Below are 22,183 nucleotides of genomic sequence, written 5' to 3'. Positions count from 1 at the left end.
GAAACCGTGCTGCACCTGACCGGCGATTATCCGGACTGGTGGGAAGGAAAGCGGTTCACCAAGCCGATTGTTGGCTGGGCTGCCGGCGATACCAACGAAACCACCCGGGACATTATTCAGCGCAAGCTGGTCGGCCCGCATGGTTACGAGGGCACCGGGCTGATACCGAAATCCAAAATCATCAAGACGACGCCGCGCTCAGGCATTCCCGGCGCCATCCTGGATATTTACATCGAGCATGTGTCAGGCGGTACCAGCGTGCTGACCCTGAAGTCCTACGAGCAGGGCCGAAAGAAGTTCCAGGGCACGGAGATTGATCTGGTGTGGCTCGATGAGGAGCCGCCCGAGGACGTTTACAGCGAGTGCGTCACCCGAACCATGACCACCGGCGGCATCGTCTACCTGACGTTTACCCCGCTTGAGGGTTTGAGCAACGTGGTGATGAGCTTCCTGCCGAAGGAGTACCAGCTCAGTGCCTGAGATCAGCCCCAGCAAGTACCTGGTCATGGCTGGCTGGAACGATGTGCCGCACCTGGACGAGAAGGCCAAAGCAGAGCTGCGCGAATCAACGCCGCCGCATCTGCGTGATGCCCGGGAGTTCGGCAAGCCATCCCTTGGCTCCGGTGCCATTTACCCGATACCGGAATCGGAGATCGTTTGCGATCCGTTCCAGGTGCCCGGCCACTGGCCGATGGTCTACGCCATGGACGTGGGCTGGAAGCGGACTGCCGCTATCTGGGGCGCATGGGACCGTGAGAGCGACATCGTCTATCTCTGGTCCGAGCATTACCGGGGCAACGCTGAGCCCAGCATCCACGCCGATGCCATCCGCTCACGGGCGGACTGGATACCGGGCGTGATTGATCCGGCTTCCCGTGGTCGTAGCCAGACTGACGGCAGCCAACTGATGGGCATCTACCAGCAGCTCGGCCTGAATCTGGTGCCGGCCAACAACGCGGTGGAGGCGGGCATCTTCGAGGTCTGGCAGCGGCTCTCATCCGGCAGGCTGAAGATTTTCAAGACCCTGCAGAACACGCTGGCCGAGTTCCGGCTTTATCGCCGGGACCAGAAAGGCCGAATCGTAAAGGAAAACGATCACTTGATGGACTGCATGCGCTACCTGGTCATGTCTGGCCTGGAAGCTGCCATCACCATACCCGTTTACGTTCAGGGCAACAGACGCTCCGTTGAGGGGCCGACAGGATACTAATGAATCTCACCGATATTCTTCAGTCTGACAACCTTGTGGTTGATCTGGACGATGCAGGCCTGCGCGACATGCAGCGGCAGGTGCTGGATCAGTACGGCCAGGACGAGCAGTCCATGGGCGACTACCTGAAGAAGTACGACAAGGCGCTAGAGTTGGCCCGAATGGACTCCTCGAAAGTGGAGACCAAGTTGAAGGGCGGCGCCAAGGTGATGATGCCCTACATCATGGAAGCGGCGATCGACTTCAACAGCCGCGTTGTGATGGAGGTGCTCAGTCGCGATGACATCGTGTTTGCTGACATCAAGGGCCCGGCGGGTGAGGAGAAGGAAGCGCGCGCGCGCCGTGTGACTGAGTTCGCCAACTACGAGGTGGAGAAGAGCCTCTGGAAGCGCATCACCGACAAGGAAATGATGGCACTGCCGGTCGTGGGCACCACTTACAAGAAGACCTGGTGGGACGATGTGCGCGGCACGCTGTGCACCGGCCTGGTGATGGCTGACGAGGTCATCTTCAGCCAGGAAGTGGACTGCTTCGAAGATGCGCCACAGGTCACCCACAAGCTCCAGATTTCCCGTAACCGCATCGTCTCCATGGAGCGTGCCGAGTTGTGGGATGTTGATGTCGACAAGCTGAACAAAGAGAAGACCGAGTTCGAGTTCTGCGAGGTCTATTTCACCTACGACCTGGACGACGATGGCTATGCCGAGCCCTACATCGGCATGTACTGCAAGGAACTGGATGCCCTGGTCCGTGTGGTGCCTAACTTCGAGCTGGAAGACGTCACGCTGAACCTGCAGGGCGAGGTGGTGGACATCAAGCCCACGGCCTACCTGACGCAGAAGCAGCTGATTCCTGACCCGGAAGGCTCCCCGATGGGCCTGGGCTTCGGGATCCTGCTGCACGACATGTTCCACACCATCAACACCAATACCCGACAGATGATTGACGCCGGGACGCTGGCCAACATGGCGTCTAACTCTGGCCTGATCGCCCATGGCGTGCAGCCACGTGGCAACCAGGCATCGCAGTTCCAGACCGGTGAAGTGGAAATGGAGCTGGGCGTGTTCAAGCAGGTTCAGGTGGCCGGCGGCAACAGCCTGCGTGATTCGGTGATGCAGTTCCCGTTCGCCGGGCCCAACGCCACGCTTTACCAGATGATGGTGCACCTGGAAGAGGCCGCCCGCCGCATGACCGTGGCCGGACAGCAGGTTGAAGCCAACGCCAATGAGGCGGCCAGCTTGTACCTGGCTCGCCTGCAGCAGGCACTGAAGGCGCCAAACGCCATGATCTGGCGCGTCTGCGAGGGCTTCAAATCCGAGTTCAAGGCCATGTTCCGGCTGCTGTTCCTGCACGGGGACGACAAGCAGTACCAGTACGTGGTGGATGAAGAAGCCAGCCTGCGTGAGGACTTCAACCCGGATGATTGCGACATCGCCCCCACGCTGAACCCATCACAGGGCAGCGACTGGGAGAGGCTTGCCCGGGCCGAGGCCGTATTGCAGGCCGCCCAAGGTAATCCCCAGATGCACAACGTCCGTTACGCCTATGAGCAGTACTACAAGGCCATGGGCGTTCCCGATATTGATCAGCTGTTGCCGGAGCCGGACCCCAATGCGGTCGACCCGATGCAGCAGCTGCAACTCCAGTACGCCCAGATGGAAGCCGAGTTCAAAGACCGCGAGATGGCGGTCAAGGAAGGAAAGCTTGCACTGGATCAGATGAAGGCCGTTGGCGAGATGCGCCAGCAACTGGCCTCCATGCAGGTAGATGCCGAAAAGGCAGATGCCGACCGCGTAAAAACCTTGACCGAAGCCATGAAGAACCTTGCGCAGATAGCGGACATGGAAGAAGCCAAGGCAATGAGAACCCTGGAAATACTCAACAGTGGAGCTGCAAATGGCAGACAAGTACCCACGGATCAGCCGGGACGGAATACGCCTATGGCTGGAGGATCCAACAACCCAATCGTTCCTCAAAACCCTGGAATGGTACCAGGACCAGCTGGGGGACGTGCGACGTAACGCCACCTTTGTGGGCGACACCAACGACAAGACCGCTGAAAACCTGTTCCGCAATCTGGGTGCGACCCAGGCGGCAGAGGATTTCAAGAATCCCATGCGGATTTTTGAGCAATACGAGCTGGTCAAGGAGGAGGTGGCATGAAGGACAAGGCGACAGGATTTCGAGTGATCGTAAGGCCGCAGCAGGTGGAGCGTGAATCCGCCGGCGGCATCGTGAAGTTCCATTCGGACGACGAATGGGAGGCCGCACAGCGAGCCAATGACGTGGGTGAGGTGGTCGATATTGGCCCGGCAGCGTTCCAGCTAGACCGATTCGGTAACGACAGCCCCATCAAGGTGGGCGACAAGATCCGTTTCAAGCAGTACGCAGGCCACCTGTTCCGCTACAAGGACAGCCTGGACCGACCCACCAGCGAGTTTTACCAGATCATCAATGACGATGATGTCCTGACCATTATTGAGGAGGCGGAAGATGCCTGATCCTACCTCACCACAAGAGAGCGCCGTCCCGCAGGATATTCTGGACGGCCTGGCAGCCGAAACCCAGAAGATGGGCGGGGCGCCGCAAGCCATGGCCGAGCTGCCGGAAGAGGTTGACGGTGATCAGCCGGAAAACCAGGATGCGCCCGAAGCCGATGACGATGTGCCCGAGGATTTCAAAAGCTACGAGCAGTACGTTGCTGATGGCGGTGACCCGGAATACTACCGGGGCCCGAAGGCCTTCAAGCAGCAGAAAGAAATCCTCGATGAACTGAAGGGCGTGAAGGAAAAGTTCAAGCGCTTTGAAGAGGATGCGGTCAAGTTCGACAAGTTTCGCGAGCAGGAAAAAGAGCGCCTTCTGAAGCAGCTGGAAGACCAGAAGAAGAAGGCACGGGAAGACCTGGACTTCGATGCTTACGACGACCTGGAAAAGCAGCGTCGCCAGATCGAAGAGGGCCCCGAAGCGGAAGCGGGCGACTCGCAGGAGCCGCCGGTCATCGCTACCTATCGTAGCGAAAATCCGCAGCTGAACCCTGCAGCGCCTGAGTTTGACCCGGTGTATGCCTCTGCCTTTGCTGGCGCCTTCAATGCCGTGGTGGCTCAGGCCCAGCAGCGTGCCGGCCGCAACCTGACCGAGGCGGAAATCCAGACCCATCTGGAAACTGTGAAGAAGCGGCTGGGCGGTGGTGAAGCGCCAGCCAAACGGCCTTCAAAGGTGGAAGGAGCGCGGCGCCCAAGCAAGGCCCAGGCGCCGGCGGACAAGATGCCTCCTGAAGTGAAGGCAATGCACGACCGCTGGATCAACCACCACGATGCGGCCAAGCGTGAATACGCCAAAACCCTCGCCAAGCAATACGGAGGCTGATATGCCTGCTGCAAAGAAACAGACCCAAACCGACATCCCGGAAGCCCGCTCACCGCTGGACATTGGCAAGCGCCTGCCCTTCGATAACATCATCGAAAAGCACCGGGAGCAGTACGACTTCTGTGTCATCAACAACGCCCGCGGCTCCATCCAGCGGCACCTGGCTCGGGGCTGGAAAGTCTGGGACCAGGACAAACTGTACGACGACGAGTTCACCAAAAAGACCGAGGCCGGCAAGACCGATGACGGGTACGCAAGTGTGCCCTGCGGCATTGCGGGTGACGGCAAGCCGACAAACGCCTATCTGCTGTACGCCCCCAAGGGGTTCGCGCAGAAAATCGTTGATGCCCGCCATGCGGAAAACCGTGAGCGCAAACGCGCCTATGGTGCAGCGGTGGACAATCGTCTCGGCAACCCGGGTGTGGATACCTACACCCCGGACGGTTTCGGCGACGGCATGAAAGTGCTGCCGAACACCATGGGGCAACCCAACACCTAAAGCATTGCCACCGCGCAGATAGCGCGGCCTCGGTTGTGCGACCAGCAATCACAGATAGTGGGCGCTGGGATCAGCATTCAACTCAAACCTGATTCCAACTGGAGGAATTCACTATGTCTAATAGTGATGCGCCTTTCGGTCTGCGCCCGGTATCTACCCTTACCGGCGGCGACTACAAAGGCAAGCTGACCCAGGTGTCTCTTGCGAGCACCTACGCGACCAGCGTGTTTGTTGGTGACCCGGTGAAACTGGCCGGATCTTCTGATGCATCTGGCCGTTTCCCGTCCGTCGAGCAGTGCGCTGCCGGCGACAAAATCGACTACGTAATCGTGGGCTTTGAACCGGACTACAGCACCGAATCCCTGAATACGCTGTATGGCCCGGCTTCCACTGCCCGTACCGCCTGGGCGGTGTCGGTAACCGACATGATCTTCGAGATTCAGGAAGATTCTGTGGGTGGCGCACTGGCCGCAACTGACGTGGGTTCTGTGGCTGACGTTATCGTCGCTGCCGGCTCCACTGTGACCGGCGTGTCCGGCGTCGAACTGGACAGCAGCACTGCCGCCACTGGCTCCAGCGCGCAAATGACCATCCTGGGTCTGGCGCTGGGTACCGACAACGAAATCGGAACCAATGCGGTATGGCGCGTTCGTGTGAACGAATCCAACCTCACCGCTGGCTCTAGCGGCGTATAAGGAGACATTCTCATGCCTGCACCCGTTAATCAGGGCAACATCGCCCGCCTCCTGCAGGAGGGCGTAAATGCCGTAGCACAGACGGAATACGACAACTGGAGCCCGCTCTACTCACAGTGGATGATGGTTGAAGATTCCGACAAGGCCTACGAAGTGGACGTGTCCATGGCTGGCCTGGGGGCTGCACAGCTCAAACCGGAAGGTGCGGAAATCAGCACCGATGGCGAGCAGCAGCTGTATTCCACCATCTACCAGAACCGCGTCTACGCGAAAGGCACCATCATCACGTATGAAGCGATCAAGAATAACCAGTACCAGAACATGATCGAGAAGTCTGGTCGTCTGCTTGCCCGCTCCCTGCAGGAAGCTCGCGAGCTGGTTGCGCATGACGTGATCAATGATGGTTATGACTCCAACGTGACCTACGGTGACGGCAAGCCTCTCTTCAGCAACAGCAACCTGCTGAAGAACGGCTCCTTCGCCAACCGCCTGAGTGTTTACTCGGAGCTGTCCGAAGCGGCACTGGAAGACGCCTGCATCGGTATCAGCCGCTGGAAGGATCCGGCCGGCCTGCGCGTGAACGTGAAGACCAAGGCGCTTCTGATTCCGGTAGAGCTGGAATTCGAGGCGGCGCGCATCCTGCGGTCCACCCTGCAGAACGACACCGGTAACAACGCCATCAATGCGCTGGCGTCCACCGGCAAGTTCCCGGGCGGCATGATCGTGAGTCCGTACCTGACCGATGGTGGCGCATGGAGCATCGCCAACGATGTGGAAGATGGACTGAAGTTCTTCAACCGCATGGACAGCGAGTTCCGCAGCGACAACAGCGACACCAACACCCTGAACTACCGCCACGTTGGCGTGACCTACTTCTCTGTGGGCGCCACCGACAAGCGCGGTATCTACGGGTCCGGTCCGTCTGTGTAACACCTGCACCACCATGAAAAGGGGCCTTCGGGCCCCTTTTTTATTCCTTGCCCTTCGGGGTGCTGATAAATCAGTGAGGATTTTCTCATGGCTACCAAGCCCACACGTTTCCCGAATGGTTTGAGCAACGTCAATCCTGAGTCCTTCTGGGGCTCCTTCGGTGCGATGTCTCCGACCAAGTACCACCAGTATTTCAACGATTTCAACGCCTTTGCTGCCGGTGATTGGACAATCACCACGGTGGAAGCCGGTGGTGGTTCTGCCTCTGAGGCAGTCACCGACAAGCTGGGCGGCGCACTGCTGCTCACCAACGACGCAGCAGACAACGATTACGACAACCTGATCCTTGCCGGCGAAGGCTTCCAGTTCACCGCAGGCAAAAAGCTGTGGTTCGAAGCCAAGCTGCAGGTATCTGATGCCACTGAGTCCGATGTGTTTGTCGGCCTGGCCATCAAGACGGCCACCGACCCGGTAGGCACTGCGCCCACCGATGGCGCCTTCTTCCGCAAGGATGACGGCGACACTGATGTGGACTTTGTTGTCACCAAGGACAGCACCGCTACCACCAGCACCGAGCTGGCCACCCTGGCGGATGCCACCGACATCACCCTGAGCTTCTACTACAACGGCGTGGACAACATTGCCGTGTGGGTGAATGGCGGCCTGGTTGACAACGTGGCCGTTACCAACATCCCGGACGACGAGCTGATTGCACCGATGATGCACATCCAGAACGGTGCAGCCGCGGCCAAGACCATGACCGTGGATTACATCCTCGCGGCCCAGGAACGATAAAGGGAGTGCACCATGCGTCCTGTACGAATTTATGCGCTCCCCCGGGCGGTCGATGCTGACGGCATTGCCGAGGGCCAAACCCCCGGCGCTGCTGGCGATCTGACCCTTGACGGGGCCCTGGTGGTGGACGGGGTGGCGGTTATCCGCCGCTCTGACACCGATGCCAGTGGCCGGCCCTACAGCCGGATCGGCCAAACCGTGACGGTGACCTCCGATGGCGACGATTCCGGCGTGACCTTCACTGTGACCGGTCTGGATCAGGATGGGCAGGAGTATTCCGAGGCCATCACCGGCCCGAATGCCACCAGCGCATCCAGCACCGGCTATTTCAGCGAAGTGACTAGTGTGGTCATCGATGGCGCCGGCACCGGCAGCATCACTGTGGGCATCGCTGCCACCTTCGCAACCCCCTCCATCCCCCTGGATCACTACATCGGCGACGGTGTAGCTCAAGCGGTTGTCCTGGGTGGCACGGCCACCTACACCGTGCAGCACACCTTCGACAACGTGCAGGTGCAGACCTGGAAAGACGGCTACAGCTGGGACGCCGCCGGCGGCAACTGGCTGGACCACGATTCCTCGGATTTCGTGGATGGCACCGCCACGGCGGACGGCAACTTGCAGTTCATCCCGAAGGCCACGCGCCTGAAGTGCACCGCCTGGACCAACGGCACCGTCGAATATGACGTGATCAGCGCCCGGATGGTCTGAACCAAGGAGATAGGCAATGGCTGACCATTTTGTCCCGGGCACCTGCAACACCATCTGCGATGTGACCGGCTTCAAGGTGAAGCGCAGCGAGTGCCTGGTCCGCTGGGATGGTTATGTCGTCATACCTGAGGCCTGGCACCCCCGCCAGCCTCAGGATTTTCCGCCCCAGATCATCCCTCAAACCGTTATCCCAGACGCTCGGCCCAAGCCGGCTGATGATGTCCCAACCGTGAGCTTTGACGTGATATGACCACTTCCGGCACCACCGAGCTGGGCTACACCGTCAACCAGATCCTGGAAGAGGCTTACGATGCTCTCGGGGTGGCGGCTGACGGCGAAACCCTGAGCGGCAACCTGTTTGCTCGGGGCAAGAAAAGCCTGAACATGCTGCTGCGCCAATGGCAGGGCAGCGGCATGCATCTGTGGACGATGACAGAGGGCTATCTGTTCCCCACCAAGGGTGGAGAATCGTTCAGTCTGGCCACTGCCAGGGTGGCGAATGCCTATTCGCGCACCGCCACCTCCGCAGCAGCGTCCGACACCGACACCACGGTCACCCTGACCAGCGTCACCGGCATCACCAGCGGGCTGAACATTGGCATCCTCATGGATGACAACACCATGCACTGGACCACAGTGAACGGTGCGCCGTCTGGCAACGTGGTGACACTGGCTGACGCACTGACTGGCGACGTGAACAGCGGCGCCGTGGTTTTCACGTATGACGGCACCTTCCGTGCCTGCCAGCGGATCCGACAGGTGCGCCGAATCGACAGCAGCACCTACGAAATCCCCATGCAGATGTATGCCCGGGCGGATTACATGGCCCTGCCGAACAAGGCAGAGCAGTCTGTGCCGGTGTTGGCCTACGTGTCCCGCCAACTGTCGGCCAGCACCATCTACCTGTGGCCCACGGTGAACCGGGAAGACATCGTTATCCCGTTCACCTACGAACGAGTTATTGAGGCAGTAACCGCTTCCACGGAAACGCTGGACGTTCCCGAGTACTGGTTCCCTGCGCTGTACCTGAACCTGGCTGTGCTGCTTGCCACCAAGATGGGTACCAACCCCCAGCGGTATCAGGTGGTGCTGTCTCAGGCTCAGGAAGCGCTGGCCCAGGCCATGACCTTTGACACCGAAGTGGCCGACTGGAGGCTCACATGCCGATGATCCAGTTCCCCCTGGGCGGCTTTGACCTGGATTACAACAGCAAGCAGAGCCGGGCCGAGGTGATCAATGGCTACATGGAGGGCGAACAGGAGTTTATTTCCGTCCGCCGCACCGAGGGCCTGGAAGAGTGGATTGATTGCGAAGAGCCGCGGATCCGCTCTGACCTGTTGCTGGTGGATGGGCTGATCTACTTTGTGGCCGGAGAAAGCCTGTACCAGGTGGACCGGCTCAAGAATCTGGTGAATCTGGGCACAGTTGGCGGTTCAGGCCGATGCGTGCTGGCGGCCAACAACATCCCCGATGATTCCCAGGTTCTGGTACTCAATGGCCTTGGCCAGGCGCTGGTCTATCAGCCCTCTGTCGGGCTTGCCGCAGTATCCGACCCGAATTACGAGGCGGCCAGCTATGTGACCGTGCTGAACGAGCGCTTCTGGTTCCCGAAAGACAACAGCAACCAGTTCTTCGCCTCTGCCGTGTCCGATGGCACCACCTACCCATCCACAGCCATCGCCACTGCCGAGGAATCCCCGGACAACGTGGTGGCCCCGCTCGCACTGAAGTCGGCCCTGTGGGTTATCGGCACCAAGACAACTGAATACTGGCAGAGCATCAACGATTCATCCCTGCCGGTGCGACAGGTAAAGGGCGCCTCCTACGAGCGAGGCTGTGCCGCCGTGAACAGCATTGTGCGCACCGGTGACACCGCGTGCTTTCTCTCGGATGACAAGACCGTCCGCATGCTGTCAGGCAATCAGATGGTGGAGGTGTCCACTCTGGCCTTCACCCTGGAGGTGAGAGGCGACGGCTCCCTGCGCAATCCCGGGTACAGCAAGATCGATGACGCCTACGCTTTCTACGTCGACGGCCCGGTGCACAAGGTCTATTACCTCACCTTCCCCACCGAGGGCGTAACCTGGGGCTTTGATCTGGCCCAGGGCGTCTGGCACAAGCGCAAAAGCGACGGCATGGGCAAATGGCGCGTATCCGGCGCCGTGTCTGCCTATGACCAGGTTATCGTCGCCGATAGCGAAAGCGGCAAGCTCTACACCATGAGCTACGGGTCGCGCACCGAAGACGGTAGCCAGATGACGTTCGAGCTGACCACCCCGTCCCTGTCCTGGCAGAAGGATGTGGTCATCCCGATGATTGAGATCGACATGGAAACCGGTGTCGGGCTCACAGACGGGCAGGGCGAAGACCCGCTGATGATGGTCGAGTACAGCAAAGACGGCGGCCTCACCTGGGTAGAGCATTCCTCGGTCAATTTGGGCCGTCTCGGGCAGTACAACACCCGGGTACCCATGTACCAGTTTGGCCGAGTCATCCGGAATCAGGATTTTGCCCTGCGCCTGAGGGTGTCTGATCCGGTCGAAGTGCGCATGTACCGCGCCTGGATAACGCTTGAGGAGGGTATGTAATGGCCTCCCCCCGTCAGACCATTGATGTTAACCAGGAGATCGTGGACGAGCAGCGCAAGCCCACGAAGTTCCTGGAATCGTTCCTCTACGACCATGAAATCCTTATCGGCACCGGCTCCCCTGAAGGGGTGGTGGAGGCCGACCCAACCCGACTCTACATGGATGATGCAGGGTCTTCCGGCAGTGTTCTGTACATCAAGCAAACCGGCACGGGTAACACCGGCTGGATCGCTGTGTGAGGTGAAATAATGGGTATTTTTTCCAGCGGAGCCGACTCGGCCCGGAAGGTTCGCCAGCTTCTCTATGATCAGTATCAGGAGAACAAGGGGCGCCTGCAAAGTGCTGGCGGGTACGCCGAAGACCTGCTTAATCCCTACATGCTGGACCCGTCCGTCATGCAGGAACTGCAAGGCGTGGTGACCGGCACAGGCAGCAACTACCAGAAGTCCCCCATCTATCAGCAGTACATGGATGTGGGCAAGGAAACCATGCTGCAGGACATGGCCGGTACCGGCACCCTGTATTCCGGCAAGCGGATGGAAGGCATGCGCGACCTGGGGCAGAGCGCCTTCGGGCAGTACATGAACACCCTTACCGGTCTGGCCGGCTTTGGCCGCGACACTGCGTCCCAGCTTGGCGGCATCCGCATGAACACCGCCGCCAATATCGCCGGTGCCGGCAACCAGTACGCCAGCGACGTGGCGAACATCCGCATGGCGCAACAGGCGAATGAAAGCAGCATGGGCATGGGGTTGCTGAATGCTGGCGCAAGTATTGGCGCGGCTGCACTGATGAGCCCCGGCTCAATGGGAGGTTGATATGGCTGTAAATCCGCAACTGATGCGCGTTGATTACGCCGGCCAGCTCGGCCAGCTCGGCCAAACTATCGGTCAGGGCATCCAGGGCTACAAGCGCGGCCAGACTCAAGAACTGGCCGGGCAAGCCATGATGGGCGACCCCAACGCCATGGAAGGCCTCATGATGCGAGACCCGGCAATGGCCGCCCAGGTGCAGGACAGGCTGTCCGCCCAGCAGGCTGCGCAGCAACAGCAGGAGCAAGCCATTCTGGGCAAGCTGGCCGAGGAAAAGCGCGACCTGTTCGAGCGCCTGGGCGGCGCTGAAACGCCTGAGGACTTTGTGGCCAACGCCACCCGGGCTGTGCAGGTGGGCATGTATCCCACGATTGCCAGCCTGATGGGTGAAGAAGACCAGTTCGATGTGGACGACTTCAACATCGCCCGCACCTTCTACCAGATGGCCCTGGGCCCTGAAGAAAAAACCGCCCTGCTCAGGGAAATGGACGCGGCAGGCATCGACCCGGCATCACCGGAGGGGCAGCAGCTGATCCGCGACCGCTACGCCAAGGCATCCACCAACATCAACATTGGCGGCCAGGGAGAGGACGGTTTCGGTGCCTCCAAGAAGAAGTTTGCCGAAAAACTGGCCGAAAAGCAGGCCAACCAGTGGGAAGCGCAGACCGAGAAGGCGGCATCTGCAGACGAAAATATCGCCTTGGCCAATGAACTGGAGTCAATCCTGAATAGTGGCCTGGAAACAGGCACTCTGGCTCCAGCTCGTACGGGTATCGATAAATTCACGGAATCAGCTTTCGGATTCAATCTTACCGGCATGGATACCGCAAAAGCGGAGAGGCTGGAAGGTATCTCGACCAAGCTGTCGCGCAGTCTCCGTGAAGCCGGCGAAGGCGAGATGACCGATTCGGATGCAAAAGCCTATCAAAAGGTTATTGGCGGTCTCGGCACAGGCGTGGAGGCAAACCGAGCAGCCATCGGCGCATTCAGGAAGGTTCAGGAGCGGAACAAGCAGAAGGCGGCAGAAATGGACGCCTGGGTATCAAAAACCGGCACCCTGGACGGCTTCAAGGATTACTGGAACCGGTACATGAAGCAGAACCCGCTGTTTGTTTCTGAGGAGCAGGAAGGCGATGCCGCCCCAGAAGGCGCGGCAACCCAGAGAATGCGGTACAACTCTGAAACCGGTGAACTGGAGCCTGCAAAATGATTGAGGTAGAGCATCCTACGCTTGGCATCATCGAGTTCCCCGATGGCACCAGCCCGGAGCAGATGAAGGCGGCGATCCAGAAGGCAGAGGGTGGCGCTGTGCCTGCGCCTCTAGATTCTCCTGCGCCCGCTGTGGCTCAGGAGCAGCCATCGGCTCAGCAGCAGACAGTAAGCGCACAACCAGAAAGCGAAGAAGGTCGCGCATGGTACGACAAAATCCCTCACTGGGTGGCGCTGCGCCAAATGGCAGATGCAATCATGGAAACGGGTGGCGGCTATTTGCGAGTTTACGATGGAGAAAGTCCAGCAGACGTCATCTCAGACATCATCAGTAAATCGCCAACATCTGTGCCTGCAGAGCTGGCCGCATCAATGGGGACCGGAACGCTTGCCCAGGTGGCCGGAGGTATTGCCGGGATAGGAAAGACAGTGGCAGACGGTCCTGCCGAGGGGGCAGAGGCGGTCGAGAATGTTTCCTCCGCCATGACCTATATGCCCAAGGCGGAAAGCTCCCAAGAGGCCATGCTGGCCATGGAAGAGCTTGGCGCCGCATGGGAGAAGCTTCAGGGCATCTCTGGTGGGGCGGGAGAGGGGCTGGCCAAGGCGATGGGTGCCGAGCCAGGCTCGCCAGAAGCTGGCGCAGCTTACGCGGCGGGCGCAACACTTCCTGATGCGCTGGCAATGCTTCTTCCTGCGTCAAAACTGAAGCGAGCAGCCCCGGAACCTCCTCCAGCTTCTATTGAGGAGCTGGCTAAAGGTGTGGAAGTTGCTGGCTCAGATAGCAAATTCATTCCCGGAAAGAAGGCGGTAGAAAGAGCGATGGCTCAAGAGGTGCGGCCGGAAATGGAGACTGTGCGTGCCTTCGAGGATCTGGGCATGCCGGCAGAGTCAGTTCCTCCGGAAGTGCTGTCCGGCAATGAGGCCTTTCGGGAGCTGGCAGGGGCAGCACGGTCAGTCCCTGCTTCTGAATCATCCGTGCGATATGGTCAGTTCCTTGAGAACCTGAAGACAAAAGCTGACGAGCTGGCTGTGCGTGCCGAGGTGGATGACCCCTCAGTGCTCAACATGAATGTGGCTGACGAGATTACCAGCGGTATCGAGCGCGCCAGGGGCATTGAGAGCAAGCTTTATGACCAGCTAGACGGCTCTGTCAGGCCCGACAAGAAGGTCAATGTGACACCAATCACAGACAAGCTGTTGTCGCGCCTGGATGAGGTCGGCGGGGATGTGTCGGAGCTCGGCGGCATCGAGCGAAAACTGTTTAAGCGCTTCCTGACTCGCACCAATGATGCCCTTGGTCGCCCTATCTATGCGCCCAAGGAAAAGACCTGGTCAGCAATGACCGGCCTTCGCAAAGAGCTGAATGCGGCTCGCGAAGGAAAAGGTGGCTTTGGCGATGCGGCCAGCTATGAGCTCGACACCTATGCGAACGCAGTTTCAGGGACGCTCAAGGGCATAGCCGACGATCTTGGTTTTGGTGATACATACACCCAGGCCATGCAGGCCACAGGAGCGAAAAAGGCAGCGCAAGAAGCGGCACAAAAAGTGCTGGGCAAGCAGCTGGACAGATCCTTCACTGCGACCTTTGATAAAAAAATGAACAGCCTAACCAAAGGCCAGGTTAAAGAGTTTGATGATGCAGTAAAGGCGCTCCCCGAAGACATGCGCGAGCAGGCAGTAAAATCCATGGTTTACCGAAAACTGTTCAAGCAGAAGGACATGGATAGTCCTATAAATATTAGCGGATTCAATCAATGGTATAACGAGCTTAGCTCCAACGAGTTGGCGAAGCGGTCTCTGTATAAACACCTCGACCCTCAAACCAGAAAGGACCTGAACAACCTTGGGCGGGCCGTGGGCGCCATCAAGCGAGCCAACGAGAAGAGCATCATGACAGGCCGCCTGCTGGCCGCCCAAGAGGGATTCAATATGGCAGAGAACATCCTGCGCAAGGTGGCTGGCGGAGTATTGCGCATGACCGGCCTTGGTAGTGGCGCAGCTGGCGAGGCGGCAGCCAGCGTCCTTCAGACAGCCAGGAAAGGAAAGCGCCTCAATATAGCGGCCAGCGACTTGCTTGGCTCTCCGTCATTCCAGCGCCATGTGTCAAATATCGTCAGCGATGCGAAGGCGGGCACCCTTCAGAAGTCAGAAAAGGCCCTGAAGGATAGCCTTGGCTGGAAGCGGTATACGGCAGCCCTGTCTGATGCTGAGAAGCAGGCTATCGCCCGAATGGGCGTTACAGCGTGGCTGAACAGTTCAGCTGTCGAGCCATAGCGGAACAAAATAAATAGGGCCAAGAATGGCCATGAAAACCGCAGCAGCGGTACAGAAATAAAAACAAAATCCGCTGATTTTAGTAATAAGCCTTAAAGCAAAAGGGTCTACATCTGCCAATTCAGGACGAGCAGCAACGGCCTTGGCGATGGTCATAGCGATAAACGCCACCAGGGACAGGATGGCGAACAGCATGGTGAATGCGAGATAGGTGAGTATTTCCATGCGGGTATTTTCTCAAATGTCATCTGGGATTTTGGGGTTAACGCCTGCTTCGATATTTGACACCTCAATATCTATGCCCTGCAGCGCAGTAAGAATGTCATCAGAGTTATGCCGCAAATGCTCAATTTCCTCTGTGGACTGATTGATCTGATAAACCTGGAAGTAAATAGAATCAAGTTGGTTTTCAAGGACTGTAAGCGTTCTTGCCATATCAACGGCGTTGATTCTGGGCCCCATCATCAGCCCTACCAGGGTCATAGAGAAAAGACCAAGAAATACCCCCAATGCCACCTGAATAAAAATAGGTGAATTTGAAGCCCATAGATATAAAGCGCTGAGATTATCTAAGATCCAGTCCATGAATCACCTGCAATTGGTTTTAGCCACTTTACCATCAAACGCAATTATTTGAATGGGGCGGTCGCCCCAGGAGCCGACAATGGAAACTACTGCACCCCGCCGGACTGTATCTTTACGTCCGGCAGATTTTCCACGCTCAACACATCTGCTAGTTCGGACGGGATCTGGCCCTCAAGCACGGATCTGGGTAGTTGAGTATTTACAAGGTAGTCCCCGAAGGCCGGATTGTCCGTTTTCTGGTACTGAGCCCCGGTTAGGCGAATTAGCATCTCTGGCTTTACATATCCTTCGTCTGGGTAGTGCAGCCAGCTTGGCACGAGGCAAAGCACGCCTTTGTGCAGTATTGCGTCGCATTTGTGGATCTTCCCAGAGTCGTTAAAAGCGATAACAGCAGAAAGAATTCTCATTCCCCGCTCCTGGTTGTTGTTATTTTTTGAGCTTATCGATCTCTTTCTTGATAAAGGGGACGTCTGAGGCGTCACCGCCAGAGCGGATCGCGGAAATCAGGTCCCGGTAGTTGGAAAGGAGCCCATCTATATCACGGAGCGTCTCGGCAGTGATGCCCTTGCCGGCAAACGAATCCTCTAGCCGGCCAATAATTTCGGCATTAAGTGACTTGCTGGTGCGCTCTGCCTCATCGGTCAGCTTCGAGTGAAGCTCGCGAGGGATGCGCAGGGTTATGCGTGTGTAGCGGTCGTCTTTATCCATGGGCGCGAATTTACACCAAAATAGTGTCGCGCAAAAGTTGACACTGCTACCGTGTCACGATATTGTGGCACGACAACAGTGTCACAGGAGGGATTATGAAACCGGTATTGAGAACGCAAACCAGAATTCCTGCCGACCTGGCGGAATGGCTGAAGGATAAGGCGAAATCGGAAAGTCGTTCGATGAACGGCCAACTGGTGGCGCTGATCCGAGAGGCAAAGCAGAAGGAGGCGCAGTGCGCCTGAAAGAGAAAAGCCCCGAGTGCTGGAACACCCGAGGCTTTGAATCCAACGACAAAGCGAAGGAATCTGACATGACCAATACTACCAGAAAATCAGCAGAAGTCATCCAGCTCCGTCCAGCGGAGTGTATCGCGATCCAGAGGGGGCGCCCGGTGACCACCTCTTTTCAGGTGGCCCAGGTGTTCGGCAAGCAGCACAAGCACGTCACGGAGAAGATTCGGAAGCTAGACGCGCCTGATCATTTTTTAACCGCCAACTTTTCGGCGGTTCAATATGAGCACCGTGGGAACCAGTATGAAGCCTACGAAATGACCAAGGATGGCTTTGTCTTCCTGGTCATGGGCTTCACCGGCAAGAAGGCCGCCGAATTCAAGATTGCATACATTGAGGCCTTCAATGCCATGGAGAAGGCGCTGCACCCGGATACGCTGACAGCGCCCCAGCAGCGCCACATCCAGCAGATCGTGAACAAGCTGGCCCACCAGCCCGGCAACAGCCATGCAGCCGTGTACCGGTCCCTTAAGGACAAGTTCGGGGTTGGCAAGTACGACCAGATACCCGCCAACCAGTACCCGGCGGCTTGCCGCTACCTGGGTGCTGAACCGCTGGAGGGTGAATGGCTGCCGGCAGAGGAAAGCGTGGTAGGGGAAACCCTGAATGACACGCTGGCGCGGCTGACGGAGCAGGTGAAGAAGCCCAACAGCTACCCGGCTGAGATGTTCATGCCACTGGTTGAGGCGGTTCTGGAGCGCCGGGGCGGCTACTCTGCGCCGATTCCCCGTGAGCAGTGGCAGGAAGTTGATGAACGCCTTGCTCGGCTGGGGCGCCTGTTTCACCCGTTCAGCGACCAAGCTGGCGACGTTGTGGGCATTCGCCGGGCACTGAATGGACTGCACCCAAGAACAGGCATCCGCGAAAGAGGTTTTCGCCGGGTAGCCTGCGTGTAACAAGGACCACCAAACCTCCCCTCTGCGCTGCAGAGGGGAGAAATAGCTGACCGACCCAGATAGGGCCGACAGATACGAATTTACCCAGAACCCGCCACCCGGCGGGTTTTCTCGTTTCTGGAGACCCTGATGAGCCGGATTGTAAATCCCAAGCAGCAGTTCCTGACCACGGCGGGCCTGCCGAACAGCAACGGGACGCTGACCTTCTACGAAACAGGTACCACCACGCCCAAGGATGTGTTTTCCGACGAGGACCTGACCGTAGAGCAGTCCAACCCGTACCCCCTGAACGCCAACGGCCAGGTTGACGCTGATATTTGGCTGGACGGCCAATACCGGGTGGTCAGCAAGGATTCTGACGGCAACACCATCTGGACCATTGATGACGTGGCGGCCATCACCAGCACCGTTAACACCCCGGGCGGCGGCCAAGAGGTGGTACAGGGCTACCTGTTCAACAAGGCCGTGAACGGCAACTTTCGGCTGGTTACCGGTGACGACCCGACCATTTCCGGCACCTACCAGGAAGCGGCCAGCCCCGGCATTTTCGTGAAGGCCCAGGGCACACCGACCAATGGCGATGTGAAGACCGTCCGCACCACCAGCGTCGGAACGTCCGGTTACGCCCTACAGGTGGATGACCTGACCACCGGCGCCGGCGGCACGGTTGATTACCGCATGCGCTTTCAGAGCTACGATGTGCGGGATCTGGTGAACCAGACCGCCATCTTCCAGTGCGCGGTGCTACATAACCTGGTTGCGTCGGTGGATTACACCGTCAGCATTTTCAAGGCCACTGCAGAGGACAATTTCACCGCCACCACCCTGATCGGCCAGAGCGATGCTATCAGCGTGTCCGGCTCCGAAGGCACCACAATATCCTTCAGCACGGCCATGGGTGATTGTTCCAATGGCGTAGAAATCGTGGTTTCCGCCGGCTGCGGGGCCGTGTCCGCCAAGGACTTCTACTTTACCGATGTGGTGTTTCGCAAGGGTGCGGCCGTATCCACATTCGAGCCCGAGCCCTTCGAGAAGGTGGCCATTTTCGACGCCGCCAAACGCGACATCGGCAAGGTGGACACATGGCCCGTTGAATCACTCCCCAGGGGCTGGCTGGTGTGCGATGGCAGTGCAGTGAGTCGCACCACCTACGCCGAGCTATTCGCCCGCTACGGCACCATCTACGGCAACGGCGACGGCAGCACTACATTCAACTTGCCCGACTACCGAGGGGAGTTCCTGCGCGGCTGGGACAACGGCGCCGGCATCGACCCGGACGCAGCCACCCGTACTGACCGGGGCGACGGCACCACGGGTGACAATGTGGGCACCAAGCAGCTTGGCCAGAATGAGGCCCATGATCACAACTTCGGCGTTTCAACAAAAACCGGCGGCGCCAATGTGTATCTCGCGAAAATTGATGATGACATCGAGTCAACACAAACAACCAGTGAATCGGGCGGCGACGAAGCCCGTCCGCGCAACGTCTACGTGGTCTGGGCCTGCTACTACGGCTGGAGGAGCTACTAATGGGCATTTCACCAAATAGCGGAATTGGCGGCGGAGGAATTGGCGGTGCCGGTATTGGCTCTGGCGGGATTAGCGCCTCAGTAAGCGCCAGCTTTTCGCCGTCTTCTCTGTTTAGTGCAGGCGAAGACGGCGATTATTGGGATGCTACTGTAAGTGGATCTCTAACTGAATCCGGGACTGGCGATCCAATTCAAGAAGATGATGAGATCGGCACTTTTGACGGTCAGCTTGGCCGGTACGAGATCAACGATAAAGGCGCCACACCATTTTATTGGCGCAATAATAACATCGAGAATACTAGTTCTCCCGGGTATATATTTGGCACAAATCAGTTTTCTCTGAGCGCTGCTGATAGCAGTTTTAGTGCGTTCTGCTCCTTTTCGATAAAGGCGCCGCCGAATGTCTCGGCAGTTGATATTATGTGGATCAACCAGCAAGGCGGAGGGATGCACTATGGAGGGGTTACGTTTGAAGCCAACACGGGCCGACTTGTGTACGCGCCGACTGACAACGCTGCCGATAACATTGTTTCTCAGTCGGTGGTTGCCGATAGAGAGTCGCACACAGCTGGCATAGTGTATGACGCGCCCAACGACACATACCACCTTTACATAGATGGCATTCTGGAGGGCTCCACAGTAAACCCTGTTGGCACGAAGTATGACGTGAACGGCTTTTATGTTGGCCTGGGTGATGACCCCGATAGGAACGCGGAAGAGCGGTACGTCTGGAAGTTTATTTTCGTCGGATCAAATGTGGCGTCCAGCGTTTCCGATATTGATGCTTGGCTGCTTGAGGGAGCGCTAGTCTCGGGGACAACCGTTATCACCGAGGATGTGGCGGTCTCGCTTGACGAGGACACAACAACTACAGATAGCTTTTCTGGTCGACAAATTCATGGGGATCCTATCACTTATGCGGTCCAGACTGGCCCCGCTGACGGAGAGGTGGCAAATAACGGTGACGGTACGTTTGAATACACTCCCGATCCAAACTATAACGGGAGTGATTCGTTCAGCTACAGCGCCACAGACGGCACCTATGCCTCCGTGTCGAATGTAAATATTACCATCAACTCAATCGTAGAAGATCCTTCTTTCAAAGACACCTTCACAGAGACGACAGCGGACACGCCTCTTTCCATGCACACGCCAAACGTGGACGCAAGCGGCAACGGTTGGACCGTAGGGGCAGAATCGTCCGCTACAGTCAGAGAGGCTGCAGACGTAGTCGAAGTGACCGGTGTCACCAACAGGGGGCTCGCCTTCGCCGAAGCAGGGGCTGACGTGTACCTTGCCCGGGTAACATGCCCCTCTAGCGGGGAGAACATATTTGCCTGTCTGCGGACGGTAGACGAGGACAACTACATCGCTGTTCAATGGCTGTCTGGGGGAACTTTCAGGGCGGTTAAGTTTGAGGACGGGAACTTCTCAGTTCTGACGGGTGCCCCTACACAAACACGGGCCGCAGACGATGTTATCTGGTGGTATGACGACGGCACCACAATTCGCGCAGGGAGGCTCAACGGGTCAAGCTGGCAGCAGTTGCTGAATTTTAACGAAGCGGCCTTTTCTGGGGTGGCGAAGGCAGGTATCGGCACTGCCAATGGAGCGTCAACAACCTATGATAACTTCGCCATTCTCCCCAACGAGAGTGACCAGTCAAACCTCGGCACCATTATCTTCTGACGCCCGCCGCATAACGCTGACACGTATGTCGCTGGCCGGTGAATGGAGATCGGTGGCCGGCGGCGGGCAGGGTCAGATTCTCAGATGCCAGGGAGGGCGTCTGCAGGTGATGGCTGAGGGTGGTGTGCGAATTTTGCGCTGATCAAGACAATAAAAAAGCCCCACCATTTCTGGCAGGGCTTTCAGAATATACCCAAGATGTTTGGATATACCCAAGACGTTAGTGGTTGGTAACTCTCAACGCCTTTTATTTGGCTCCGCCTGCTGGGCTCGAACCAGCGACCCAATGATTAACAGTCATTTGCTCTACCAACTGAGCTAAGGCGGAATGTCTTGAGGCGCGTATATTAGTGACGCCTTCCGGGGTCGTCAACACCCCGGAGGCGCGTTTGTTGCTTATTTAGCCAATGCTTGCTCAATGCGGCGGATGGCTTCTTTCAGCGTGTCCATGCCGACGGCGAAAGACAGGCGCATGCAGCCAGGCGCGCCAAAGGCGGAGCCCGGTACCAGCGCTACTTCCGCGGTTTCCAGCAGCAGGGCGGCCAGGTCGGTGTCGGATTCCACGCCGTCCAGGTTGGCAATCGCTTCGGAGAAATCCGGGAAGGCATAGAAGGTGCCATCACCCTGGGCGCATTTCACGCCGGGCAGGGCATCCAGTGCCGCGGTCAGGTAGTCGTGGCGCTCCTTGAACGCCTTGACCATCTCGTCCACGCAGCCCTGATCGCCGGCCAGCGCGGCTTCTGCCGCTGCCTGGCTGATGGAGGCCGGGTTGGAGGTGGACTGGGACTGGACCTTCTTCATGGCTGCGATCAGCTTCTGCGGACCGCCGGCATAGCCGATGCGCCAGCCGGTCATGGAGTAGGCCTTGGAGACGCCGTTCATTACCACGGTGCGGTCGTACAGTTCCGGACAGGCGTTGACGATGTTCACGAAGGGTTTGCCGGTCCACAGGATGTGCTCGTACATGTCGTCGGTTGCGACGATGATGTCCGGGTGCTTCTTCAGCACTTCACCCAGGGCCGCCAGCTCTTCAATGGAGTAAGCCATGCCGGAAGGATTGGACGGGCTGTTGATCACGAACAGGCGGGTTTTCGGCGTGATGGCCGCTTCCAGCTGTTCCGGGGTGATCTTGAAACGGCTGTTCACGTCGGTTTCGATGACCTTGGGGACACCGCCGGCAACCAGCACCATATCCGGGTAGCTCACCCAGTAGGGGGCAGGAATGATGGCTTCGTCGCCGTCGTTCAGCAGGGCCAGGGCCATGTTGAAGAAGGACTGCTTGCCGCCGCTGGAGACCAGAATCTGGTTGGGCTCGTAGTCCAGGCTGTTGTCACGCTTGAACTTGTCGATGATGGCCTTTTTCAGGCCGGGAGTGCCGTCTACCGGGGTATACT

General features: G+C 58.2%; 27 protein-coding genes and 1 tRNA gene. 22 read left to right on the top strand and 6 right to left on the bottom strand.

The window, feature by feature from the left end:
* The 18 genes from HUJ17_RS05270 to HUJ17_RS05185 all read left to right on the top strand — a co-directional run.
* A partial coding sequence (locus HUJ17_RS05270; RefSeq protein WP_290509691.1) for a terminase family protein occupies positions 1-480 on the top strand: 480 nt, incomplete at its 5' end.
* Positions 473-1,210 carry a hypothetical protein gene (locus tag HUJ17_RS05265; protein ID WP_290509690.1) on the top strand — a complete coding sequence of 246 codons (738 nt, stop codon included), beginning with the start codon at positions 473-475 and terminating at the stop codon, positions 1,208-1,210. The genes HUJ17_RS05270 and HUJ17_RS05265, both read left to right, overlap by 8 nt.
* Positions 1,210-3,231, top strand: a complete 2,022-nt coding sequence (locus HUJ17_RS05260; RefSeq protein WP_290509689.1) for a hypothetical protein — start codon at positions 1,210-1,212, stop codon at positions 3,229-3,231. The genes HUJ17_RS05265 and HUJ17_RS05260 overlap by 1 nt, the downstream gene beginning before the upstream one ends.
* Positions 3,221-3,373: a hypothetical protein gene (locus tag HUJ17_RS05255; RefSeq protein ID WP_290509688.1), complete on the top strand. Its 153-nt coding sequence runs from the start codon at positions 3,221-3,223 to the stop codon at positions 3,371-3,373. The genes HUJ17_RS05260 and HUJ17_RS05255 overlap by 11 nt, the downstream gene beginning before the upstream one ends.
* On the top strand, positions 3,370-3,711 hold the full coding sequence (locus tag HUJ17_RS05250) for a hypothetical protein (protein ID WP_290509687.1): 342 nt from the start codon (positions 3,370-3,372) through the stop codon (positions 3,709-3,711). The genes HUJ17_RS05255 and HUJ17_RS05250 overlap by 4 nt, the downstream gene beginning before the upstream one ends.
* Positions 3,704-4,576: a hypothetical protein gene (locus HUJ17_RS05245; RefSeq protein WP_290509686.1), complete on the top strand. Its 873-nt coding sequence runs from the start codon at positions 3,704-3,706 to the stop codon at positions 4,574-4,576. Before HUJ17_RS05250 ends, HUJ17_RS05245 begins: the two co-directional genes overlap by 8 nt.
* 1 nt (position 4,577) lies before the next feature.
* The gene (locus HUJ17_RS05240; RefSeq protein ID WP_290509685.1) at positions 4,578-5,075 is read left to right on the top strand and encodes a hypothetical protein; all 498 of its coding nucleotides are present in this window, start codon (positions 4,578-4,580) and stop codon (positions 5,073-5,075) included.
* Between the two features lie 113 nt (positions 5,076-5,188).
* Positions 5,189-5,770 (top strand): hypothetical protein, encoded by a 582-nt coding sequence (locus tag HUJ17_RS05235; RefSeq protein WP_290509684.1) that lies wholly within the window; start codon positions 5,189-5,191, stop codon positions 5,768-5,770.
* Positions 5,771-5,782: 12 nt separating this feature from the next.
* Positions 5,783-6,700 (top strand): hypothetical protein, encoded by a 918-nt coding sequence (locus HUJ17_RS05230; protein ID WP_290509683.1) that lies wholly within the window; start codon positions 5,783-5,785, stop codon positions 6,698-6,700.
* Positions 6,701-6,787: 87 nt separating this feature from the next.
* Positions 6,788-7,495, top strand: a complete 708-nt coding sequence (locus HUJ17_RS05225) for a hypothetical protein (RefSeq protein WP_290509682.1) — start codon at positions 6,788-6,790, stop codon at positions 7,493-7,495.
* 12 nt (positions 7,496-7,507) lie between these two features.
* Positions 7,508-8,206: a hypothetical protein gene (locus HUJ17_RS05220; RefSeq protein ID WP_290509681.1), complete on the top strand. Its 699-nt coding sequence runs from the start codon at positions 7,508-7,510 to the stop codon at positions 8,204-8,206.
* A gap of 16 nt (positions 8,207-8,222) precedes the next feature.
* A complete protein-coding gene (locus HUJ17_RS05215) occupies positions 8,223-8,456 on the top strand; it encodes a hypothetical protein (RefSeq protein ID WP_290509680.1) in 234 nt (77 codons plus the stop codon).
* A complete protein-coding gene (locus HUJ17_RS05210) occupies positions 8,453-9,376 on the top strand; it encodes a hypothetical protein (RefSeq protein ID WP_290509679.1) in 924 nt (307 codons plus the stop codon). The genes HUJ17_RS05215 and HUJ17_RS05210 overlap by 4 nt, the downstream gene beginning before the upstream one ends.
* On the top strand, positions 9,367-10,794 hold the full coding sequence (locus tag HUJ17_RS05205; RefSeq protein WP_290509678.1) for a hypothetical protein: 1,428 nt from the start codon (positions 9,367-9,369) through the stop codon (positions 10,792-10,794). The genes HUJ17_RS05210 and HUJ17_RS05205 overlap by 10 nt, the downstream gene beginning before the upstream one ends.
* Complete coding sequence (locus HUJ17_RS05200) at positions 10,794-11,033, top strand: hypothetical protein (RefSeq protein ID WP_290509677.1); 240 nt, start codon at positions 10,794-10,796, stop codon at positions 11,031-11,033. The genes HUJ17_RS05205 and HUJ17_RS05200 overlap by 1 nt, the downstream gene beginning before the upstream one ends.
* 9 nt (positions 11,034-11,042) lie before the next feature.
* Positions 11,043-11,612 carry a hypothetical protein gene (locus HUJ17_RS05195; RefSeq protein ID WP_290509676.1) on the top strand — a complete coding sequence of 190 codons (570 nt, stop codon included), beginning with the start codon at positions 11,043-11,045 and terminating at the stop codon, positions 11,610-11,612.
* 1 nt (position 11,613) lies between these two features.
* Positions 11,614-12,816 carry a hypothetical protein gene (locus tag HUJ17_RS05190; protein WP_290509675.1) on the top strand — a complete coding sequence of 401 codons (1,203 nt, stop codon included), beginning with the start codon at positions 11,614-11,616 and terminating at the stop codon, positions 12,814-12,816.
* Positions 12,813-15,089 carry a hypothetical protein gene (locus HUJ17_RS05185; protein WP_290509674.1) on the top strand — a complete coding sequence of 759 codons (2,277 nt, stop codon included), beginning with the start codon at positions 12,813-12,815 and terminating at the stop codon, positions 15,087-15,089. The genes HUJ17_RS05190 and HUJ17_RS05185 overlap by 4 nt, the downstream gene beginning before the upstream one ends.
* On the opposite strand, the gene HUJ17_RS05180 is transcribed toward HUJ17_RS05185, so the two are convergent.
* The 4 genes from HUJ17_RS05180 to HUJ17_RS05165 form a co-directional block, all read right to left on the bottom strand.
* The gene (locus HUJ17_RS05180) at positions 15,072-15,314 is read right to left on the bottom strand and encodes a hypothetical protein (RefSeq protein ID WP_290509673.1); all 243 of its coding nucleotides are present in this window, start codon (positions 15,312-15,314) and stop codon (positions 15,072-15,074) included. The genes HUJ17_RS05185 and HUJ17_RS05180 overlap by 18 nt on opposite strands.
* 12 nt (positions 15,315-15,326) lie before the next feature.
* Complete coding sequence (locus HUJ17_RS05175) at positions 15,327-15,674, bottom strand: hypothetical protein (RefSeq protein WP_290509672.1); 348 nt, start codon at positions 15,672-15,674, stop codon at positions 15,327-15,329.
* 86 nt (positions 15,675-15,760) lie between these two features.
* On the bottom strand, positions 15,761-16,081 hold the full coding sequence (locus HUJ17_RS05170) for a hypothetical protein (RefSeq protein ID WP_290509671.1): 321 nt from the start codon (positions 16,079-16,081) through the stop codon (positions 15,761-15,763).
* Positions 16,082-16,100: 19 nt separating this feature from the next.
* Positions 16,101-16,382, bottom strand: coding sequence for an Arc family DNA-binding protein (locus tag HUJ17_RS05165; protein ID WP_290509670.1), 282 nt, complete (start codon positions 16,380-16,382; stop codon positions 16,101-16,103).
* Positions 16,383-16,477: 95 nt separating this feature from the next.
* Here HUJ17_RS05165 and HUJ17_RS05160 point away from each other — a divergent pair, with 95 nt between their 5' ends.
* From HUJ17_RS05160 to HUJ17_RS05145, 4 genes are all read left to right on the top strand, one after another.
* Complete coding sequence (locus tag HUJ17_RS05160) at positions 16,478-16,627, top strand: Arc family DNA-binding protein (RefSeq protein WP_290509669.1); 150 nt, start codon at positions 16,478-16,480, stop codon at positions 16,625-16,627.
* Positions 16,628-16,695: 68 nt separating this feature from the next.
* Positions 16,696-17,571 (top strand): Rha family transcriptional regulator, encoded by an 876-nt coding sequence (locus tag HUJ17_RS05155; protein ID WP_290509668.1) that lies wholly within the window; start codon positions 16,696-16,698, stop codon positions 17,569-17,571.
* A 129-nt stretch (positions 17,572-17,700) separates the two neighbouring features.
* The gene (locus HUJ17_RS05150) at positions 17,701-19,101 is read left to right on the top strand and encodes a phage tail protein (RefSeq protein WP_290509667.1); all 1,401 of its coding nucleotides are present in this window, start codon (positions 17,701-17,703) and stop codon (positions 19,099-19,101) included.
* The gene (locus HUJ17_RS05145; protein WP_290509666.1) at positions 19,101-20,789 is read left to right on the top strand and encodes an Ig-like domain-containing protein; all 1,689 of its coding nucleotides are present in this window, start codon (positions 19,101-19,103) and stop codon (positions 20,787-20,789) included. The genes HUJ17_RS05150 and HUJ17_RS05145 overlap by 1 nt, the downstream gene beginning before the upstream one ends.
* Before the next feature lie 252 nt (positions 20,790-21,041).
* Here the strand turns inward: HUJ17_RS05145 and HUJ17_RS05140 are convergent.
* Both HUJ17_RS05140 and HUJ17_RS05135 read right to left on the bottom strand, forming a co-directional pair.
* A tRNA-Asn gene (locus HUJ17_RS05140) sits at positions 21,042-21,117 on the bottom strand.
* Between the two features lie 68 nt (positions 21,118-21,185).
* Positions 21,186-22,183: pyridoxal phosphate-dependent aminotransferase (locus HUJ17_RS05135; RefSeq protein WP_290509665.1), on the bottom strand; the 998-nt coding region annotated here is incomplete at its 5' end.

The sequence above is a fragment of the Alcanivorax sp. genome, assembly GCF_014762765.1.
Taxonomy (GTDB): domain Bacteria; phylum Pseudomonadota; class Gammaproteobacteria; order Pseudomonadales; family Alcanivoracaceae; genus Alcanivorax.
This window is presented reverse-complemented; position numbering and strand designations above follow the sequence as displayed.

Excerpts from the sequence above, each read along its gene's own strand:
- HUJ17_RS05260 (WP_290509689.1), top strand. The coding sequence starts at position 1,210 with ATGAATCTCACCGATATTCTTCAGTCTGACAACCTTGTGGTTGATCTG.
- HUJ17_RS05160 (WP_290509669.1), top strand. The coding sequence starts at position 16,478 with ATGAAACCGGTATTGAGAACGCAAACCAGAATTCCTGCCGACCTGGCG.
- HUJ17_RS05185 (WP_290509674.1), top strand. The coding sequence starts at position 12,813 with ATGATTGAGGTAGAGCATCCTACGCTTGGCATCATCGAGTTCCCCGAT.
- HUJ17_RS05180 (WP_290509673.1), bottom strand. The coding sequence starts at position 15,314 with ATGGAAATACTCACCTATCTCGCATTCACCATGCTGTTCGCCATCCTG.
- HUJ17_RS05200 (WP_290509677.1), top strand. The coding sequence starts at position 10,794 with ATGGCCTCCCCCCGTCAGACCATTGATGTTAACCAGGAGATCGTGGAC.
- HUJ17_RS05165 (WP_290509670.1), bottom strand. The coding sequence starts at position 16,382 with ATGGATAAAGACGACCGCTACACACGCATAACCCTGCGCATCCCTCGC.
- HUJ17_RS05190 (WP_290509675.1), top strand. The coding sequence starts at position 11,614 with ATGGCTGTAAATCCGCAACTGATGCGCGTTGATTACGCCGGCCAGCTC.
- HUJ17_RS05250 (WP_290509687.1), top strand. The coding sequence starts at position 3,370 with ATGAAGGACAAGGCGACAGGATTTCGAGTGATCGTAAGGCCGCAGCAG.
- HUJ17_RS05145 (WP_290509666.1), top strand. The coding sequence starts at position 19,101 with ATGGGCATTTCACCAAATAGCGGAATTGGCGGCGGAGGAATTGGCGGT.
- HUJ17_RS05215 (WP_290509680.1), top strand. The coding sequence starts at position 8,223 with ATGGCTGACCATTTTGTCCCGGGCACCTGCAACACCATCTGCGATGTG.
- HUJ17_RS05150 (WP_290509667.1), top strand. The coding sequence starts at position 17,701 with ATGAGCCGGATTGTAAATCCCAAGCAGCAGTTCCTGACCACGGCGGGC.
- HUJ17_RS05245 (WP_290509686.1), top strand. The coding sequence starts at position 3,704 with ATGCCTGATCCTACCTCACCACAAGAGAGCGCCGTCCCGCAGGATATT.
- HUJ17_RS05195 (WP_290509676.1), top strand. The coding sequence starts at position 11,043 with ATGGGTATTTTTTCCAGCGGAGCCGACTCGGCCCGGAAGGTTCGCCAG.
- HUJ17_RS05240 (WP_290509685.1), top strand. The coding sequence starts at position 4,578 with ATGCCTGCTGCAAAGAAACAGACCCAAACCGACATCCCGGAAGCCCGC.
- HUJ17_RS05175 (WP_290509672.1), bottom strand. The coding sequence starts at position 15,674 with ATGGACTGGATCTTAGATAATCTCAGCGCTTTATATCTATGGGCTTCA.
- HUJ17_RS05155 (WP_290509668.1), top strand. The coding sequence starts at position 16,696 with ATGACCAATACTACCAGAAAATCAGCAGAAGTCATCCAGCTCCGTCCA.
- HUJ17_RS05210 (WP_290509679.1), top strand. The coding sequence starts at position 8,453 with ATGACCACTTCCGGCACCACCGAGCTGGGCTACACCGTCAACCAGATC.
- HUJ17_RS05170 (WP_290509671.1), bottom strand. The coding sequence starts at position 16,081 with ATGAGAATTCTTTCTGCTGTTATCGCTTTTAACGACTCTGGGAAGATC.
- HUJ17_RS05220 (WP_290509681.1), top strand. The coding sequence starts at position 7,508 with ATGCGTCCTGTACGAATTTATGCGCTCCCCCGGGCGGTCGATGCTGAC.
- HUJ17_RS05205 (WP_290509678.1), top strand. The coding sequence starts at position 9,367 with ATGCCGATGATCCAGTTCCCCCTGGGCGGCTTTGACCTGGATTACAAC.
- HUJ17_RS05225 (WP_290509682.1), top strand. The coding sequence starts at position 6,788 with ATGGCTACCAAGCCCACACGTTTCCCGAATGGTTTGAGCAACGTCAAT.
- HUJ17_RS05235 (WP_290509684.1), top strand. The coding sequence starts at position 5,189 with ATGTCTAATAGTGATGCGCCTTTCGGTCTGCGCCCGGTATCTACCCTT.
- HUJ17_RS05230 (WP_290509683.1), top strand. The coding sequence starts at position 5,783 with ATGCCTGCACCCGTTAATCAGGGCAACATCGCCCGCCTCCTGCAGGAG.